General features: G+C 33.9%; 16 protein-coding genes. 14 read left to right on the top strand and 2 right to left on the bottom strand.

Going from position 1 to position 19727, the window contains the following annotated elements; genetic code table 11:
- Positions 1 to 55 precede the first annotated feature (55 nt).
- Positions 56 to 1237 carry a MerR family transcriptional regulator gene (locus C1Y58_RS02495; RefSeq protein ID WP_170311489.1) on the bottom strand — a complete coding sequence of 394 codons (1182 nt, stop codon included), beginning with the start codon at positions 1235 to 1237 and terminating at the stop codon, positions 56 to 58.
- A gap of 257 nt (positions 1238 to 1494) precedes the next feature.
- Here C1Y58_RS02495 and recQ point away from each other — a divergent pair, with 257 nt between their 5' ends.
- The 8 genes from recQ to C1Y58_RS02455 all read left to right on the top strand — a co-directional run bounded on the left by recQ (position 1495) and on the right by C1Y58_RS02455 (position 10609).
- Entirely contained in the window at positions 1495 to 3609 is a 2115-nt protein-coding gene (recQ, locus tag C1Y58_RS02490) for a DNA helicase RecQ (RefSeq protein ID WP_105614407.1), read from the top strand.
- Between the two features lie 28 nt (positions 3610 to 3637).
- Positions 3638 to 4843 carry a serine hydrolase domain-containing protein gene (locus C1Y58_RS02485; RefSeq protein WP_105614406.1) on the top strand — a complete coding sequence of 402 codons (1206 nt, stop codon included), beginning with the start codon at positions 3638 to 3640 and terminating at the stop codon, positions 4841 to 4843.
- A gap of 214 nt (positions 4844 to 5057) precedes the next feature.
- Positions 5058 to 6179 carry an Ldh family oxidoreductase gene (locus tag C1Y58_RS02480; RefSeq protein WP_105614405.1) on the top strand — a complete coding sequence of 374 codons (1122 nt, stop codon included), beginning with the start codon at positions 5058 to 5060 and terminating at the stop codon, positions 6177 to 6179.
- A gap of 149 nt (positions 6180 to 6328) precedes the next feature.
- Positions 6329 to 7207 carry an alpha/beta fold hydrolase gene (locus C1Y58_RS02475; RefSeq protein ID WP_105614404.1) on the top strand — a complete coding sequence of 293 codons (879 nt, stop codon included), beginning with the start codon at positions 6329 to 6331 and terminating at the stop codon, positions 7205 to 7207.
- Positions 7208 to 7275: 68 nt separating this feature from the next.
- Complete coding sequence (locus tag C1Y58_RS02470) at positions 7276 to 7656, top strand: hypothetical protein (protein WP_105614403.1); 381 nt, start codon at positions 7276 to 7278, stop codon at positions 7654 to 7656.
- 62 nt (positions 7657 to 7718) lie between these two features.
- Positions 7719 to 8387 carry a TetR/AcrR family transcriptional regulator gene (locus C1Y58_RS02465; RefSeq protein ID WP_105614402.1) on the top strand — a complete coding sequence of 223 codons (669 nt, stop codon included), beginning with the start codon at positions 7719 to 7721 and terminating at the stop codon, positions 8385 to 8387.
- Positions 8388 to 8582: 195 nt separating this feature from the next.
- Positions 8583 to 9473: a helix-turn-helix transcriptional regulator gene (locus C1Y58_RS02460; protein ID WP_105614401.1), complete on the top strand. Its 891-nt coding sequence runs from the start codon at positions 8583 to 8585 to the stop codon at positions 9471 to 9473.
- A gap of 119 nt (positions 9474 to 9592) precedes the next feature.
- A complete protein-coding gene (locus C1Y58_RS02455) occupies positions 9593 to 10609 on the top strand; it encodes a uroporphyrinogen decarboxylase family protein (RefSeq protein WP_105614400.1) in 1017 nt (338 codons plus the stop codon).
- Positions 10610 to 10661: 52 nt separating this feature from the next.
- On the opposite strand, the gene C1Y58_RS02450 is transcribed toward C1Y58_RS02455, so the two are convergent.
- Positions 10662 to 11834: an MFS transporter gene (locus tag C1Y58_RS02450; RefSeq protein WP_105614399.1), complete on the bottom strand. Its 1173-nt coding sequence runs from the start codon at positions 11832 to 11834 to the stop codon at positions 10662 to 10664.
- A gap of 160 nt (positions 11835 to 11994) precedes the next feature.
- Here C1Y58_RS02450 and C1Y58_RS02445 point away from each other — a divergent pair, with 160 nt between their 5' ends.
- The 6 genes from C1Y58_RS02445 (at position 11995) to iolG (ending at position 19719) form a co-directional block, all read left to right on the top strand.
- Complete coding sequence (locus C1Y58_RS02445; RefSeq protein WP_105614398.1) at positions 11995 to 13785, top strand: sensor histidine kinase; 1791 nt, start codon at positions 11995 to 11997, stop codon at positions 13783 to 13785.
- Positions 13786 to 15306: a response regulator transcription factor gene (locus C1Y58_RS02440; RefSeq protein WP_105614397.1), complete on the top strand. Its 1521-nt coding sequence runs from the start codon at positions 13786 to 13788 to the stop codon at positions 15304 to 15306.
- A 154-nt stretch (positions 15307 to 15460) separates the two neighbouring features.
- A complete protein-coding gene (locus C1Y58_RS02435) occupies positions 15461 to 16768 on the top strand; it encodes an ABC transporter substrate-binding protein (protein ID WP_157949911.1) in 1308 nt (435 codons plus the stop codon).
- A gap of 70 nt (positions 16769 to 16838) precedes the next feature.
- Positions 16839 to 17738 carry a carbohydrate ABC transporter permease gene (locus tag C1Y58_RS02430; RefSeq protein WP_105614395.1) on the top strand — a complete coding sequence of 300 codons (900 nt, stop codon included), beginning with the start codon at positions 16839 to 16841 and terminating at the stop codon, positions 17736 to 17738.
- 3 nt (positions 17739 to 17741) lie between these two features.
- Entirely contained in the window at positions 17742 to 18578 is an 837-nt protein-coding gene (locus C1Y58_RS02425) for a carbohydrate ABC transporter permease (protein WP_334293828.1), read from the top strand.
- Positions 18579 to 18711: 133 nt separating this feature from the next.
- Entirely contained in the window at positions 18712 to 19719 is a 1008-nt protein-coding gene (gene iolG, locus C1Y58_RS02420; protein WP_105614394.1) for an inositol 2-dehydrogenase, read from the top strand.
- The last annotated feature ends 8 nt before the right edge of the window (positions 19720 to 19727 follow it).

Here is a 19727-nt window from a genome sequence, read left to right as displayed (position 1 = left end):
CGTCCTCATTCTTGCTCTTATGGTCTATATGATTATCCCTTAATCGTATTAACTATCACTTACATCCAATGAATAATCCAGTGTTTTTTGTTACATGTAAACCTTCATCTTCTGCTATCAGGTTCTGTAGATATAACTTAAATTTTTGAAGCATATCGCCAATTAATATCTCTCTCATATTACCTGTGGCGGATAAAATGTATTGTAGTAAAGGTTCTTCCTCTGTAATGACTAAGGCGTCTTGGTACTTGTGTAATTCAATATCATGAAACCACTTACTCAAATGTTTCTCACCATTTTCTAGATTGAATTTCTTCAGTGTAAAACCTGTTAATCGTATGGCTTCATTAAATTCTGATAATAACTTAGGAAGTTCTTGGAGATGATCTTGACCAGTAGCTGATACATAGATCTTGCCTCCAGGCTTTAATACGCGATAAATTTCAGATAAAGCTCTTTTATAATTATGCACATAATAAATCATATGATCAGCAATAACCTTATCAAAGGATTCATCCTCAAAGGGGAGTTCTTGTATATCTGCTAATACAAATGTAAATCTTGAAGCTTTATCTCCTAATTGATCTTTAGCGTTTTTTAACATATCATCTGAAATATCTGTTAGAGTTATCTTAGTATTTGCATTTAGCTGATGAAAATTTCTAACCCAGAGCCCTGCTTCTCCACAGCCGACATCTAAAATATTGCACCCATTCATGTCTCCTAACTGGTCGAATAACCAATGACGCCATCCGTAAAGGTTCGTGCTAAATTTATCATGGATCCGAATGCAGTTATAGTGTTTAAGAGCAATACCTGATTCATTGATCCAATCTTTTTCCATATTGATAACCTGTATAATATTGATAAATTTTTCCCATTCAAAATGCTGATCCTCCTTTAACATATTACTGGTTTCATTAATAGCATTAATAACCATAGTAATATGCTCTCTTTTTTCAAGTAAGATTTTCTTCTGCATTTTTAAGGTTTCTTCAATACTTGTATCAGGAGAAGCCATTACATTTTGAATATCTGACAAGGAAAAACCAACGAATTTTAAAGTGATGATTCTTTGAAGTTTCTGAAAGTCGGAGTTGTTATATAAACGATGACCGATATCATTGTGGGTAGTGGGAGTAAGTAGACCAATCTTATCGTAGTACCGTAAGGTTCTGATGGTAACCCCAGCCTTTTTTGAAAACTCCCCTACTGTATAAAGTTTTGATTCTGACACCAAACCACCTCCTATATACAAATTATAACACCTTACGTTACGTCATGGGCAAGTGATTTTCAAATTTTCTATTTTCTTGATTTTGGGTTTAGTTTTTGGTAAGATTGAGATATAGCATTAGACAGATAGATGAGAAATAATTATTGGTTAGCGGACTGTAAGAGAGCTGTGCTTCTTACAGTTTTTTTATGGAAAAGGAAAGTTCTAATTTAATAATGATGTTTAGTTTCATAGAACGATGAAAGGAAATCAGAGAGATGATCGATGAAGGGCGAAAGTTATTAAAACAGTATTATGGTTACGACACTTTTAGAGAAGGACAGGAAGAGGCATTAACTTCTATTATTGCTGGCAAAGATACCTTTGTTATCATGCCAACAGGAGGCGGAAAATCCCTATGTTATCAATTACCTGCATTATTGTTTGACGGTATTGTTCTTGTTGTCTCACCCCTTATTTCTTTAATGAAAGATCAAGTTGATGGGTTATTAGAGATAGGTATTGAAGCAACGTTTATTAACGGTACATTAGATTACATAGAGATACAAGAGAGGCTTGATCATGTTAAAGCAGGGAAGTATGAAATATTATATTTAGCCCCAGAAAGACTAGAAATGCTGGAAATGAAGCTTTTCTTAAGGGATTTACCCATGAAGCTTATCGCCATTGATGAAGCCCATTGCGTATCTCAATGGGGGCATGACTTTAGACCTAGTTATCTAAAAATACGTCATTTTATTAAGAGTTTAGATAAACGTCCTACTATACTAGCTTTAACGGCTACAGCAACGCCTCAAGTCCAAGAGGATATTGTCACTTTTTTGGAGTTAAAAGAACCTTCACAAGTCGTAACGGGTTATAATCGTGAAAATCTCTATTTTGCTGTTGAGAAAGGTGTGGACAAGACTCGCTTCATAACTCAATATATCAAAGATAATAAAGATGATCATGGCATTATTTATTGTTCTACAAGAAAAGAAGTAGAAATGTTGACAGAATTGCTTATTGGAAAAGATGTGAAGGCCGTTAAATACCATGCTGGTATGGTAGATCATGAAAGACATATAAGTCAAGATGACTTCTTGTATGAGCGAGCACATGTAATCGTAGCAACGAATGCCTTTGGTATGGGTATCGATAAATCCAATGTTAGATATGTTATTCACTACAACATGCCTAAGAGCTTGGAAGCTTATTACCAAGAAGCAGGACGTGCAGGCAGAGATGGATTACCAAGTGAGTGTATTCTTCTTTATAAAACAGGAGATAGCAGAATTCATAAATTCTTTATTGAAGAATCTGATTTATCAAGTGAGCAAAAAGTTATCAAGCACAAGAAATTACAAGCCATGGTGGACTATTGCCATACGTCAAAATGTTTAAGAGAATATATTCTTGAGTACTTTGGAGAAAGTGAGCCTGTTGAATGTAATTTTTGCAGCCTCTGTAAAGATGATAGAGAAGAAGTAGATATTACAGCAGAAGCACAGATGGTCTTTTCATGTATATATCGAATGGGTCAACGGTTTGGTACTGTTATGGTTGCTTCAGTGTTGGCTGGTTCTCAAAATAAAAAAGTACTACAGTTTGGATTTGATCGTTTATCCACTTATGGCATTATGAAAGAAAGATCCATAAAGGATATACAGGAACTCATCAATTTTTTCATCGCTGATGGTTATTTACATATGACTGAAGAAAAGTATCCAGTGATAAAATTAACCAATAAGTCAGTTAACGTCATTAAAGGTGAAGAAAAGATATGGAGAAAGATTCAAGTACAACTTAAGAAGAAAGAAGATAATCAATTATTTGAACAACTTCGTTCATTAAGAAAAGCAATAGCCGTGGAAAACAGTATTCCACCCTATATTATTTTCCATGACAGTACTCTAAATGACATGAGTACCCAATTACCTACAACTAAGGAGGCTATGTTAGGTATCAAAGGACTAGGCGTCTCTAAGTATGAAAAGTATGGTGATCAATTTTTACAATGTATCATGGATTATACCAATGACCATCCTGAAAAAACTATTGCTAATAAAGTCATCAAGGATCATCAAGATAAAGTGCCAAGTCATTTAGTAACTCTAGAATTATTTAATAAGGGTTTATCTCTAAAAGAAATAGCAACAGCGAGAGAGTTAAAATCCTTGTCAGTAGAAGGGCATCTCTTTAGATGTTATGATGAGGGGCATGACATTGATATTGCTCAGTTTATACCTCAGGAATACAAAGAAGAAATCTATCAAGCAATTGACAAATGCGGAATAGAAAAATTAAAGCCGATCAAAGAAGTACTACCAAATGAAGTGAGTTACACAGCTATTAAAGCAGCCATTATATTAAAGGAAAATAAGACTATATAGAGCTTGTATAAGCTAGTGAGGGATAAAGATGAAGAAGTATTTATTAAGAGGGGTTCTTGTGCTAATAACAGTTATCATCATGATTACCGGTAGTTCAATGCTCATCTATTCACCAGAATATATAATGAGAATTATTTGCTGGGGTGAATCGGATATTAGGGATGTTAATCGATTTCCTTACAGAGAATTGAAAAGTGATGGGGACATTTTCTACTTTGAAAAAGCATTGAATGAAGATATCCAGCATTGGGATTTTAAGTATACCTATAAAGAGAAGGAAGAAGTAAAGAATTTTGATGATTTTCTTTCGGATAATGGGACGACTGGATTTATTATTATTCAAAATGATAAAATCCTATACGAGGAGTATTTTAATGGGTATCAACGTGATTCTTTGAATACATCCTTTTCCATGGCTAAATCTATTGATTCGTTATTAATAGGCTGTGCGATCGATGATGGTTATATAGAGAGTGAGAAAGACTCTTTAGCCACATACATCCATGAATTCAAAGGAACAGATTTTGAGAAACTGACCATTGAAGATTTGCTGAAGATGAATGCTGGGATTCAATATGAAGAAGATAAGCTATGGCTTGGAGATGATGCCAAAACCTACTATATGCCTGATTTAAGAAAGTTAGCTTTAAAAGAAACCAAGGTCGTTGAAGAGCCTAAAAGTAAATTTCATTATAATAATTATCATCCTTTATTGCTAGGGATCATTATCGAAAGAGCCACAAACATGTATGTTTCGGACTATTTCAGTAAAAAAATATGGTCCAGGATAGGTGCCGAATTTGATGCTTCATGGAGCATTGATAGTCAGAAAAGCGGCTTTGAAAAAATGGAAAGTGGCATCAATGCGAGAACCATCGATTTTGCTAAATTAGGTAGGTTAGTTCTCAATAGTGGCATGTGGAATAATGAAAGGCTCATTTCAGAAGAGTGGATCAAGAAATCAACTGTTGTTGATGTAGGTGAGGATTCTCATGATGCTAAAGGGGATTGGCTTGAGAAATATGATCTAAATTATCAATACATGTGGTATAGCCAGACTAATTCAATAGGGTCTATAGATTATTTCGCAGCAGGTAAATATGGACAATATCTTTATATCTCACCAGATAACGGTATGATTATTGTACGTAATGGAAAGTCTAATGGTGAAGTAGATTCTTGGTTTGAGGTGTTTAAAAGTATCAGTGATGGGGTAACAACTAGAACCAATTAAAGCAACTATAGAATTAGTCTTACTTGATAGATGTTGTTGTTTATGATAAAATAGTAATAACTTAATTATTGCTTTGAGATGAGGAGACTATACATAAACCTATTATAAGGTTGGTTTTTTGTGTGGTCTTTTTTGTATAATCTTGTTAATGTAGCAGTATAGAATGTTGTAGAATAAAAATAATTTTAAATTATTTATGAAAGGAAGATGAATGATGGATCTAGAATACAAAGATGTTGCTCGGGTTGACTTTGACCTGTTGGAAGGCTTTATGACAGATGTCTTTAAAGGCGTAGGTGTACCAGAAGAGGATGCAAAAGTTTGCTCAGAAATATTAATTACCTCAGATAAGAGAGGTATAGATTCCCATGGTATTGGTAGACTAAAGCCTATCTATATTGATAGGATCAGGCTAGGAATTCAAAATCCGGAGACTAAAATTGATATGATTAAAGAAGGTCCTACAACAGCGGTTTTAGATGGTAACCATGGTATGGGTCATGTTATTGGGAAAAAAGCTATGGAAATGGCTATTGATAAAGCTAAGAAATTTGGTATGGGCATGGTTGCTGTTAGAAATTCTACCCACTATGGAATTGCAGGGTATTATCCTATGATGGCTGCTGAAGAAGGTATGATAGGTATAACAGGTACTAATGCTAGACCATCCATCGCTCCAACTTTTGGAGTGGAAAACATGCTTGGAACAAATCCATTAACCATTGGTTTACCTACTGATGAAGCATTTCCTTTTATATTAGACTGTGCTACATCAGTTTCTCAAAGAGGTAAAATAGAGGTATATGGAAGAGCCGGCAAAGAGCTGCCTGAAGGCTGGGTTATAGGAGAAGATGGTGAAACACGTACAGATACAGACCAAATCTTAATTGATTTAACTCAGGGAAAAGCTGCTTTAGCTCCACTTGGCGGAATCGGTGATGAAACAGCAGGGTATAAAGGTTATGGCTATGCCACTGTTGTTGAAATACTTTCAGCGGCGTTACAAGGTGGAGCATTTCTTAAAGCATTGAGTGGATTTGATGAGGAAGGTAATAGAGTACCTTATGGATTAGGTCATTTCTTTATGGCAATTGATATTACTGCTTTTACTGAGTTGGAAAGCTTTAAAAAGACATCTGGAGAAATTTGTAGACAATTAAGAGCATCCAAAAAGGCTGAAGGTCATGATAGAATCTATACTGCAGGAGAAAAAGAGCACTTAGCTTGGTTAGAGAGAAAAGATAAAGGAGCTCCTGTCAATAAGGTGCTAAGAGATCAAATGATTCAGTTGAGAGATGAACTTGAGTTAGATTATCATTTCCCCTTTGAAAATTAAATGAGATAGGTATGCATACCACGTAAGGGAGACTTTTACGTGGTATTTTTATGTAATTTTCTATTATATTTGACCTTGGGTCAAATTTATAGTATAATAAATTTATAAAATTTGACCAATGGTCAAGTTTGGATAAGGAGGAATAGCTCATGAAAATAACTGATAGATTTTACATGATGGATCATACAATTCAACTTTCTGATGGACGTCGATTAGGTTATACTGAGTACGGCGATCCCAATGGTAAACCTGTTTTTCTCTTTCATGGAAATCCGGGCTCAAGACGAGGATGGAAACCACAGCCAGGAAAGGACTATGCACCAGGGATACGTATTATTGCTCCAGATCGACCAGGATTTGGACTTTCTGATTTCAAGCCTGGGCGTACCTATGCTGATTGGCCAGACGACGTATTAGAGCTTGCCAATCAATTAGGAATAGAAAAATTTGCTATTATAGGCGTTTCTGGGGGAGGTCCTAATACCCTTGCATGTGCATGGAAAATACCAGATCGCTTAACTGGTGTAGGCGTTATCAGTAGTGGTCCTCCTGTTGCTGATGCATTAGAAGGTCTAAATCGGAAGAATAGATTAATCATGACGTCGGGGAAATATATCCCTAAGCTAATAAAACTAAATAGCCGTTTTCTATCAACAGTAGTTAAACGAAAGCCTGAAAAAATGATCAACATGTTGCTTTCTTCATATCCAGATTGTGATAAAAAGATACTTCAACAGAAAGCAATAAAAGATGTACTAATGGCTGACATGCAGCAAGCCTTTTTACAAGGAGGGCGAGGGTCAGCTCATGAAGTTATACTGTTTTCAAATCCATGGTTAATTCCTTTAGATAAAATAGAAATAGATGTTCATATTTGGCATGGAGAACTTGATAATGCTACACCACCATCATTCGCAAAATATTTGGAAAAGGTTATTCCCAACTGTCACATTAATATCATTCCCGATGCCGGCCACTTATGGGTTTTTGATGGGATTCATACTGTCATTGAAACACTATGTTCTTAAGAAAGTAACTACATCATATAAGATTAAAGAACCTGTTAATGTTGAGTTGAAATATGGAGGTGATATGTATGACGTTATTTATTGAGAATTTTTTTGCAATACTTTTTCTGGTGATAGGATTATCCCATGCCATCCATCCCGAAAAATGGTCTGAGTTTTTTGCTCGATTAGGAAAATTTGAACATGCTGCTTTTGCTATTGCCATATTTACATTACCTTCTGGTCTTGTCATTTTGCTTCTTCATAATCAATGGCAATTGAATAGTGGGCTATTCATCACTATTGCTGGTTGGATAATGACTATTAAAAGTGTAATCTATTTCTTGAATCCAAGTAAATACAAGGTGAAAGACGTAACACCACAATTAATCCGTTCTTTTAGAATTGTTGGTCTTGTAATGGCTATTCTCAGTGTATTTGTATTAATTCAAAATTATTTGTTCATTTGACAAAGGGAAAAATAAGAAATATAATTGAAATCAAATTTACGAACTTAAAGGTGGTTCATCTAATGTCAAATGAAGAAAAAAAAGAAGTAAAGAAAAAAGAACGAAGACAGAAGAAGATGGAGGAAATACTCTTTTCAGCTGAAAAAATATTTCTTGATAAAGGGATTAAAAAGACAAAGATGATTGATATAGCTCATGCTTGTGATATGAGTAAAGGATTATTGTATTTTTACTTTAAGAGTAAGGATGAAATAGCATGGCGAATACTGATGAAATATTCTGAAGAAGAATATAATAATGCTATAAGGTATGTATCAAGTTTAAAAGGAAATAGCTTTGATAAGTTAAAGAATATTTTAGAACTTTTTATCAATAATCAAACTAAGAATTACACCAGTAAGTCCCCAGCTTTTATTTTTAGAGAGTATATTCTTGAAATCATGCAAAAAGAAGATATCAATAATGAATTTGTAGAAGAATATGAATCAACCACCAATAGAAACCTATCTGTTTATGTCAATTTATTAAAAGAAGGTCTTGGTGATGGGAGCATTAAGAGTGATATTGACCCTGATTTAAGAGGCAAGGCAATAGGAACATCTCTAGGACTTTATTATAGGTACATGATCTCGATGAAGGAGAATATGGGAGTAGGTTTTTATAATCAAAATGTTAATGAACTTAAGGAATTAGCAGATGTTTTATTGGAATCTGTTAAAGCTAAGCCTTAATATAAAATACCTATTCTTACCTACCTTATATGATGCTACATTATTCTTATCAAGAGAATTAGCTGCAGAAATATTTGAATGATAGGCGTTAGAAAGGATTATTCACTTTTTGGTGAATAATCCTTTCTTTTTAATAAATCAAGTAATAAATTATGTTATAATGAGTGCATATTATGAGAAGCTAGGAGTCTTGCTATGAATCGTAGTTATTTTAATTTATCAAGTTTCATTAAAAATAAACCCTATTTAAATGCGATGCATGTTCGTGAAGATTATGGAAGATACAGTATAGATATTGGCGTTGGGGATTATATTCGCTTTGATGAAACACCTACGAATCATCAACATTCCCATTCCATTTATGAAATATGTTTAGTTTTAGATGGGACAGGCTTATTCAGGCATGGTGAGGAAGTCTATGAGGTTAATAGAGGTACCTTGTTTCTAGCTAATCCCAATGTGGTTCATGAAATTTCCTCCTTTGACACTAGAGATTTATATCTTGTATTCTTCACTTTTGATATAGTGATGAATGTAGAGACGTTGGCACAAAAATATGAAGATCATATAATTGAGGATTTTATTAAGTCTCACCAATTAGTTATGGAAGACGTTGATATACTCTTTCACTATTTACCTTTATTAAATAACAAGTATATGAATAAAGAACTTTCCAGCAGATTATTCAATGAGTATTCAGCGTTAAAAGCGTTGGTTTTTGAGTTTATTTGCCTACTAACCAATGATCAAATGAAAAATTCCTATTACAGCAGTAACGAGAAGCTAAATACAGTTATAGAATATATCAATAATCATATACATACAAAGCTTAAAGTTGAAGAAGTAGCTAAGAAGCATTATATGTCGGAAAGAAATTTAAGAAGGTTGTTTAAAAAGTACTACAATCAATCTGTCCATGTATATATCAATCAACGAAAAATGAAGATTGCATCAAGTAAACTTCTCATGGGATTTCAAGTATCAGAAGCAGCTAGAGCTATAGGAATTGAAGATGTTTCTTATTTCAGTAGATGCTTTAAAAAGGAGTATGGTGTATCGCCTAGAGACTATAAGAAGAATCACTGACAATCAAAAGAGGATGGCCGAAATATCCAACTTATTCACCGAAAATTCTATATATCCATTTAACCCAATAAGGTATAATCCAATTAAAAGTCATTATTAGGATTAAGGGGGATGATAGTATGACTGGGAGAGAAAGAGTTAATGCCATCTTTAATAGGCAAGGTGTTGATAGAGTTGGATTTTGGAAAGGGAACCCTCATGAAGAGAGTGTAAAGATATACTGTCGATACTTTGGATTACCTGAGGATAAAGATTTACTAGGATTAAAATTAAAAGATGATTTCAATTGGCTACAAGCCGATTCAGCATGGAAACATCCTGAAGGAAAGTCTATGTTTGATGTTCTAGGCGGTCATGAGCGTATTAGTTTAAGTCAAGATGGTGTGTTTGCTGGGACAACTAATGTTAAAGAGGTAGAAGCTTTTGATTGGCCAGACCCTGATTATTTGGACTTTACAGAATACGAAAAAGCTATTGATCAGACCATAGAAAATGGCATGGCGGTATGTGGTGGTATGTGGTCACCATTTTTTCATCTAGCAGCTGATTTCTTTGGGATGGAGAATTACTTTTGTAAAATGTACACGGACCCTATAGTAGTTGAAGCGGTTACTAAGCACCTTGTAGATTTCTACCTAGAAGCTAACCGGCGTTGTTTTGAGAAGCTGGCTGACAAAATTGATGTGTTCTTTTTAGGCAATGATTTTGGTAGTCAGAAGAACTTGTTAATTAGTCCTGAAATGTTTGAGAAATTTGTTTTACCTGGATTTAAGCAATTAATTGATTTAGCAAAAAGTTATGATTTAAAGGTGATGCTTCATTCATGTGGAGCTATTACCAAGGCTATACCTTACCTTATCGATGCAGGGGTAGATGCTCTTCATCCACTGCAAGCAAAAGCAGTAGGTATGGAAGCAGAAAACTTAGCTCAGTTTAAGAAAGATATTATTTTCGTAGGTGGGGTCGATACCCAAGATTTGCTTCCTTTTGGGCGGCCTCAGCAAATAAAAGATGAAGTAAGGAGATTAAAGGATGTCTTTGGTGATGGCTTCATAGCTTCGCCTAGCCATGAAGCGTTGCTACCAGATGTACCTGTAGAAAATGTTATTGCTATGATGGAAGCTGCAACTGAATAAGGTATAAAAAAACTGCACCCTACTGTGGATGCAGTTTTTTTCTGTTTTGGGATCAACTATCCCAAGTTTTAACCCTGCGTAAGAAGAAGAGGGAAATAAATTGGGCTGCTCCGATAAAAATTAAAAAGTAATTTAGAATTTTCTCATTTTCAAAAAATGTTAATAGACAAATAAGGATCAATGTACTAACGACCCGACCGAAATTTAATGCGATCTCTTTATTGATGATGTATTCAATTCTATAATCTTCTTCATGGTTACGATTCAATGTATTGAAAGTTGCAGATACCATTGGCACAAGGAAGAAAGGCATGAATAGACCATTGACGATCATGAAGATGATTAAAAACATATAATTGATATCAAATACTAATCCTAATACTGAGACAAATAGAAAGATAGCTCCCAAATGCATGGAGAATAATCTTCTCTTTGGCTTAATGATTTTTTGTTCAAGTAAGAATGCTCCACAAGTCACAAGACCTGCAACAAAAACCAGTATACCAAGACTCATTTCACTTCCAGTGGTTTCGTAAATTAGAATGGTTATGATGAACATAATGATGACATCTCTTAGACCCCATGCACTCACTGCATTCCGTAGATTTGTCCATTCTTCACCATTTTTTCCTATTACCTTTTTAATGTTTAATGTCTCACCGTAATGTTTAGTCTTCATGGTTAAACTGACAAGGATTTGAATCACAAAGAGAACTAAGGAGATAAGAAAAACAATAAAATAGCCCCTTGTACCCTCACTTTTTTCGATAATATAAGCTGCGATTAGAGGTGCTACTGAACCAGCTCCACTGGCTATAAAACCATTAAAACCATTAAATGTATCACGATTATCTGTTGCTGTAAAATCAAAACTTAGAACATGAAAAGCTAGCCAATAAAATCCTCCAGCTACCCCAAATAAAATACCAAAGGGGTAAATGTAATCGATTATGGAATCACCGGATAATAGTATGAAAAGAAAGAAGACAGCAAATAAGAGTATACCGATTCGTAGAGCCCATATACCGTTTTTTCTTTTAGATAATTTACCAGCTACAATAAATGCTAAAGGTGTGAATATAAAATGCATCAATTGATACTTTGCTATGAGAACAAAATCACTGGATTCTTTCCACAATAAGATATTAACAAAAACATTGGATAATCCCATAGCCATTGTGAACAATGCACTAACAATGAGTAGAATTTTTGCGTGTTTAGACATAACTTCAACCCCAAAAAATAATATCCTTTATATTGTTTTCCAATGAGAGAGATTTTATCAGAGAAATAGAAAGTATAAAAAAAATGTAATTTGTCGCATCTTGCACAAAAAGTATTTATCATTTATCATAACTCTTATATGATGTATACGGGGTGATAGTATGAAGCTGCATTCAAAAATTTTAATAACCTTAATAATGATATCTTTAATGCCCTTATTGATTGTTGTTACTTTTTATGATAACAGTGCTCAAGAAATCGTTAACGATAACGTCAGCGTGTACTTTGAACAGCTGGTGAAAAGGAATGGATCATACTTGGATCTTAAGCTCAATGAGCTTGAGAAGTCCATCAATTCCACAGTAGGAAACAATATTATTCAAAGTGCATTATTTAATTATAACGAGTTAGAGCCTATTGAGAGGGTGGATTCTTGGATTCAAGTGAAAAAAGTGATTAACCCTGCCTTTGCTCTGAATGAGGAATTAAAATCTGCCATTATCTACTTGTATGATGGCAAAATAGAAATTTATGGTGAACAATATCCTTTTGAATTGGAGGAGAGTTCTACTAAAAAATATATTACCTTTTTCAGAGATTTTTTTGAAAATGAGTTTGAAGCTTCGGAAGCTTATGAAAAAATTCAAGAAATGAATTACCGGCCAGTATGGTTTTACAATTTCTATGAGGGGGATCAAAGGTTATATTTGATGAGAGAGATCGTTAATTATAATTATGGTGGTCAACCCATAGGTATTATTGCCTATGCTGTAGATATTGATATTCTAATAGATGCCATTGAAGAAACCCATACTGGAAATGGAGAAACAGTTTTTATTATTGATGAAAACAATGCATATGTCGTTACCGAAGATGATAAAGTTGGAGCAATCTGCACTGAATCTTATCTTAATAAGTTGGATAATCAAAATGGTGGCATCCTCGTGGAAGATGGTCATATGATTGCCTATAGTCAATTGAGAAACGGTTGGAAATTAATTAGTCAAGTACCCATGGAAAACTTCACGAAGGATATGGCTTATGTAAGGAATTTCACAGTCCTTATTGGCTTTATCTGCATCTTTATAGCTATAGTCATTTCTATCCTATTTTCTAGATATATAGCCGTTCGATTTAAAGCATTGATCTCATGTATGGAGTTGGTTGAAAATGGTAACTTTGAGATTGGGGAACAGGGTAAGAAGCTAAATAAGGAAGATGAGCTATCCATAATCTTTAGGCACTTTTTTAGGATGGTGGATAGGATTAAAGCACTAATTAATAATAATTATATACAAGAAATAGAGAAAAAAGAAGCCCAACTCAATGCCCTACAGTATCAGATTAACCCTCATTTTCTTTACAACACCCTTGAAGTGATTAACGCTATGGCAAAGGTTAAAGAATGTGAAGAAATTGGACAAGTCAGTCAAACATTAGGGGATCTCTTTAGATACAATATGAATCGTACAAGCAGTGATGTTGTAGCACTAAGAGAAGAAATCGATCACATCAAAAACTATATCTATTTACAGAATATACATCACAATAACAGTATTGAGGTTTTTTATGATTTTACAGATAAGCATCTTGATTTACGAATTCAAAGGTTTATTTTACAGCCAATTATAGAGAACGCCATTAAATATGGATTTAAACCTAGAGGTGGATATGGGTGTATTGAGATAAGTGGGCAAATGGAAGAGGAGAATTTTATTATCTCCATTCAAGATGATGGTATTGGTATTCCCATTGATCGATTAGAGATTATCAATTCTGACATCCAACTGGAAATAAACGACAGTCATTCATCAGAAAGCATTGGATTGCGCAATATTAATCAAAGGATTAAGCTTGCTTTTGGAACAGAATATGGTATAAAGATTCAAAGCGTGTACGAAATGGGGACAACGGTAGATATTATTTTACCAATCATAAATGGGGGCGAGTAAATGAATATTTTAATAGCTGAAGATATGGAGTGGATTAGAAAAGGTATTGTAAAAATGATTAATAATATGGAATTGGAATATGATAATGTATTTGAGGCTTCTAACGGCGTAGAAGCTCTTGAAATAGTCAAAGAACATCTTCCGGAGTTAGTCATCACAGATATACGTATGCCCATAAAAGATGGTTTAGAGCTGATTAATGATGCAAAGCCTATCATTCCTAATAGTGAATTCATTATTCTAACAGGTTATGCTGAGTTTACTTATGCCCAACAAGCTGTCAATCTTGGAGTTAAAGGTTTTATTTTAAAACCTATTCAAGATGAAAAGTTTAAACAAGCTATTTCAAAAGCAATTTTTGCCTTAATAGAGAAGGATTCTTATAAAAAAGTTCTTCAGGAAAAAGATGAACTTGTTAAAGAGCAAAAAGAACTTTTTTTTGAAAATGAATTAAATAAAGTTTTTTTAGGAAAAGAAAATGAAGAGATTGATACTATTCAAAACTACAATGTTTTAGCCCTTATCAGATTTGACCATGGACGTTCTAAAAAAGAATTACTCATGGGTATTGTCAAAAGTATGAAAACAACATGTCGTATTGTAGTAGCAGATAATCATAGTAACAATAATGAATATTTTGTGTTAATCTGTCATAACAACATGAATGTCTTAAAAATCGATCATTTAGATATTGCTTGTAAATTAGTAAAAGGGATTAGAAAAGAGAATCATTCTGTGTATGGATCAACCAGTCTCATCAAAAAAAATATTACTAAAGAAATGTACAGTGAGGCGAATGAAGCATTACTTCAAAGGCTTATTGATCAAGATAAGGTTATTTATCAGTTCAATGCAAAGCATATGGATAATATCTCTAACATACACGTTCAGAATCTTATTTTATTAAAAATGGGATTAGAGAAAAGAGATAGTGAACAAATTGGGAAATCCATTAATGATTTATTCCAAAGTTCCATGGAAGGTTCTGTTGGTCAGATAGCTGTTCTTTGGTCATTAGTATCAACTATGATTATAGAAGTTTTTCAGCTAACGATTGATGAAATCAAGCAGTATAACTTATTAAACAATTATTTTATTAACCAATGTGAAACCTTAGATGACGTTAAAGGGTTTATTAACAATGTGATTAAAGAGATTATCAATTCTATGCATAGTTCCAATATAGATGATCATACCATCGATAAAATACAAGACTATATCCAAAAGAATTATATGAAGGATATTACTGCCCAGAAAATTGCTGAGGAATTCAATATCAGTTTATCTTATTTATCCACAACCTTTAAAAAACACTCTGGTACAAAACTAAGTCAGTATATTACTTCAAAACGAATAGATGAAGCTACTCGCTTGTTGCTTCATACCAATATAAACGTCAGTGATATATCTAAAACAGTAGGTTATCAAGATGTACAATACTTCTATCGTGTATTTAAAAAGTATACAGGAAAAACACCATTGGGATTTAGAAAAGAAAAGGCACTACAAGCACCTACTTAAAAAATGTCCAATGATGTGAAAAAAAAAGTCCATTCTTTTATTAATAATTACTATTTATAATAATCTTGTACGAAAGCATAATACAATTTATGCAAAAGTAAGCAATGCGCAACGTTGCACATGATAAGAGTTGCTAATGAAAGGGGAAGTTACATTGAAAAGATTATTGAGTTTGATGTTAGTAGTCTTAATGATCATGGCATTAGTAGTGGGGTGCTCAAATGATGCTGATCAAAAGGGAGAAGCTACTGGCAAAGTTGATACGAAGCAAGATGAATCAAAAGAGGATACAAAAGAAGAAGCTAAAGATCCTGTAGAATTAACTTTTTCAATCTGGGATAACAATCAAAAAGAAGGTATGGAAGCTGTTGCAGCAGCCTTCACAGAGCAAAATCCACACGTAACAGTTAAAGTTGAAGTAACTCCTTGGAATGAGTACTGGACAAAACTTGAAGCAAGTGCTGTAGGTAATTCTATGCCAGATATCTTTTGGATGCATACCAATGAATTCTTCAAATACGCAACTAATAAAAAGTTAATGCCTATAGAAGATGATATGATTGATCAATCCAAATTTTCACAAGGCTTAGTAGATTTATTTACTTATGAAGGTACTTTATACGGTGTACCAAAAGATTTTGATACAATAGCCATTTTCTATAATAAAGAATTATTTGATGCTGCAGGTGAAGCTTATCCAGATGATACTTGGGATTGGGATAAATTAGTTGAAGTAGCTCAAGCCTTAACAGATGTTGAGAATGGTATCTATGGATTAGGAGCTCCTTACCAATCACAAAATGGTTTCTATCCTTTCATTTATCAAAATGGTGGTACAGTTATCACTGAAGATGGAAAGTCAGGTTACGCATTACCAGAAACTCAAGAAGCAGTACAATTCTATTTTGATATGATTCATAAATATAAAGTATCTCCAACGCTAGAGTATTTTGCAGAAAATGGTACCAACGATACATTTACTAGCGGTAAATTAGCAATGTTCATAACTGGATCATGGAAAATGAAATCTTTCTCACAAAATGAAATAATCGCTGATAAATTTGATGTTGCTGTTTTAGCTAAAGGTAAGGAAAGAGCATCTATTTCCAACGGTTTAACTTTTTCAGGTGCTAATGATACTGAACACCCAGAAGAAGTAAGAGCTTTCTTAGAATTTGCAGCAACAGAAGAAGCTCATATTATTCAAGGTAAATCAGGTGCGGCAATCCCTGCTTATGAAAATACACAATCTTATTGGGTAGAATTATTCCCAGACTATAACGTTAATGTTTTTGTAGAAATGTTAGATTACTCAGTACCATTCCCAACTACTCCAAGTAAGCCAAAATGGGGTGAAGTGGAAAGTTCAACCCTTAAAGCTTTTGGTACTGGTGAATTAGCAGCTGAAGATGCATTCCCTTATTTAGCTGAGGAAATGGATAAAATTCTTGAAAAAGAATAGTTAGACACTCAATAATTATGGTGACTCCATAAGAGTCACCATAACTTAAATATGTGGGAGGTGAAATAAGATGAGGGTAAAATCCGTGAATAAGCAGAAGGCGAGTAACTACTTTTGGGGCTATGTTATGTCCGCTCCAAGTATTATCGGTCTTATGATATTAAATATTATACCATTCTTTTATACGATTTATCTCAGTTTTACAGAGTCTGATGGATTAAGTGCTCCAACTTTTGTGGGAGTAGAAAATTTTACTAGACTTGCCTCAGATTCTGAAGTTTGGCTTTCTGTAATGAACACGTTATATTACACGGTTTTAAGTGTACCATTAGGGGTATTTCTGTCCTTATTGTTTGCTGTATTTCTCAATAATAAGATCAAGGGAGTCAGCATCTATAGAACCATCTACTTTTTACCAATGGTAGTAGCACCTGCAGCGATTGCGATGGTTTGGAAATGGATTTTAAATTCACAGTATGGTATTTTAAATTTCCTACTTTCAAAACTAGGGATTGATAATATCGGTTGGTTGATTAATTCTAAAATGATCATCCCATCTTTAGCTATGGTAACTATATGGAGTACACTAGGTTATAATCTGATCTTAATACTAGCTGGATTAAAGAATATACCCGAAACTTACTATGAGGCAGCGGATATCGATGGCGCAAATGGGGTGAGAAAGTTTTTTCACATCACCATACCACTGGTTTCGCCTATGTTATTCTTTGTATTAATCACATCACTAATGGCAGCCTTAAAGCAATTTGATTATTATTACATCATGTTAGACCCAAGTAATCCTGCTATTGATAAGACGCAAACAATACTTTACCTATTCTATGAATATGCTTTTACAATTAATGAAAAAGGATATGCATCAGCTATTGTATTGCTTGCATTTGTTATCATTATGGTTTTTACAGCTTTACAATTCTGGATGCAAAAGAAATGGGTTCATTATGAATAGGAGGTGGCTAGATTGAACCAAAAAGAAAAGATCAATAAACTGATAATTCACACAATTATAATAATTGGTGGTTTAACTATGCTGTTTCCATTCGCTTGGATGATTATAACCGCATTAAAGAGTTATGGCGAGTCCATAATGATTCCACCGACATTGTTTCCACAGGAAATTCGATTAGACAATTTTCAAAAGGCTTGGAATGCACTTCCTTTCATTGATTTATATACCAATACTTTATTACTTATTTTCTGGCGAGTTTTCTTCGCACTTGTAACAAGTTCTATGGCAGGATATGCTTTTGGACGGATAGAGTTTCCAGGAAGAAATGTTCTTTTTAGTATTGTATTAATTCAAATGATGTTACCACCTCAGATTTTTATCGTACCTCAATATTTAATGGTAGCAAAGCTAGGTTGGTTAAACTCAATAACAGCTTTAGTTTTCCCTGGATTAGTCAGTGCCTTTGGTACATTTTTAATGAGACAGTTTTATAAAGGGATTCCAAAAGATATTGAAGAAGCAGCCATTTTGGATGGATGTAACCACTTTACAATTTTCCGAAAGATCATGTTACCACTTTCAAAGAACAATTTAGTCGCACTAGCCATATTTACAGCACTATTTGCATATAAAGAGTTGATGTGGCCATTGATTGCCAACATGTCATTAGAAAAAATGACCTTATCATCAGCCATTGCTTCACTAAAAGGACAATATGATACAGAATTTCCGGTAGTTATGTCCGCATCTTTTATAGCCATGTGGCCAATGTTATTACTCTATATCGTCTTCCAAAAGCACTTTATACAAGGTATTGCTTTTACAGGGTCCAAAGGCTAATGCATTTATTTTTATAACAATAACACATAACTTCATAATATAAGAACATTGTTAAATTGGTAAACAGGGTGTACAATGCCCTTGTATTCATAAATAAAGAAAATCTTTTACGAGATTGAGAGGAGAGAATACCATGAAATTAGGTCTAATTGGTGCAGGTAGAATAGGAAAGTTACATGGTGAAATCATCACTTATCATGTACCTCAAGCAACAATTAAAACAGTTTCTGACGTCTATACAGATGGTTTAGAAGAGTGGGCACAATCATTAGGTATAGAAAAAGTAACAAAGGATTATAGAGAAATTTTAGATGATTCTGAAATTGAAGGTGTTATCATTGCATCATCTACAGATACTCATGCAGATTTAATTATTGAATCAGCTAAAGCAAAGAAACATATTTTCTGTGAAAAGCCTGTTGATTTCAATGTTGAGAAAATCAAAGAGGCTCTTGATACAGTTAAACAAAATGGCATAAAACTTCAAATAGGTTTCAATAGACGTTTTGATCATAACTTTAGTCGTGTTAGAGAATTAGTGGATCAGAAAAAAGTTGGCGATGTGCATATCGTTAAAATAACTTCAAGAGATCCAGCTCCACCACCAGTAGAGTACATTAAGGTATCAGGTGGTTTATTCTTAGATATGACTATTCACGATTTTGATATGGCTCGTTTCTTAAGTGGTAGCGAAGTAGAGGAAGTATTTGCTTATGGGACGAATCTTGTTTCAGATGAGATCGCTGCTGCTGGTGATATAGATACAGCTATAATCAATCTTAAGTTTAAGAATGGTGCTCTAGGTGTTATTGATAACAGTAGAGAAGCTGTATACGGCTATGACCAACGAGTCGAAGTATTTGGTAACAAAGGTGTTGTCACAGTTGATAATGATTTTCCTAACTCTGCAGTATTAAGTAGTGCTGATGCTGTAGTCAGTGAAAAACCTCAATGGTTCTTCTTAGAAAGATACAAAATGTCCTATGTAGATGAATTAAATGAGTTTGCTTCAGCATTGTTAGAAGACAGAGAACCATCTGTTGTTGGTAATGATGGATTACAACCGGTTTACATTGCTTTAGCTGCTAAAGAATCTTTAGAAACAGGGGCTCCTGTGAAGACAAGTAAATTTATGAAATAAGAAATTGA

It is taken from the genome of Vallitalea okinawensis (genome assembly GCF_002964605.1).
In the GTDB taxonomy this organism is placed as follows: Bacteria; Bacillota; Clostridia; order Lachnospirales; family PQDH01; genus Vallitalea_A; species Vallitalea_A okinawensis.
The sequence above is the reverse complement of the archived record's forward strand: the minus strand, read 5'-3'. Positions and strand labels throughout refer to the sequence as shown.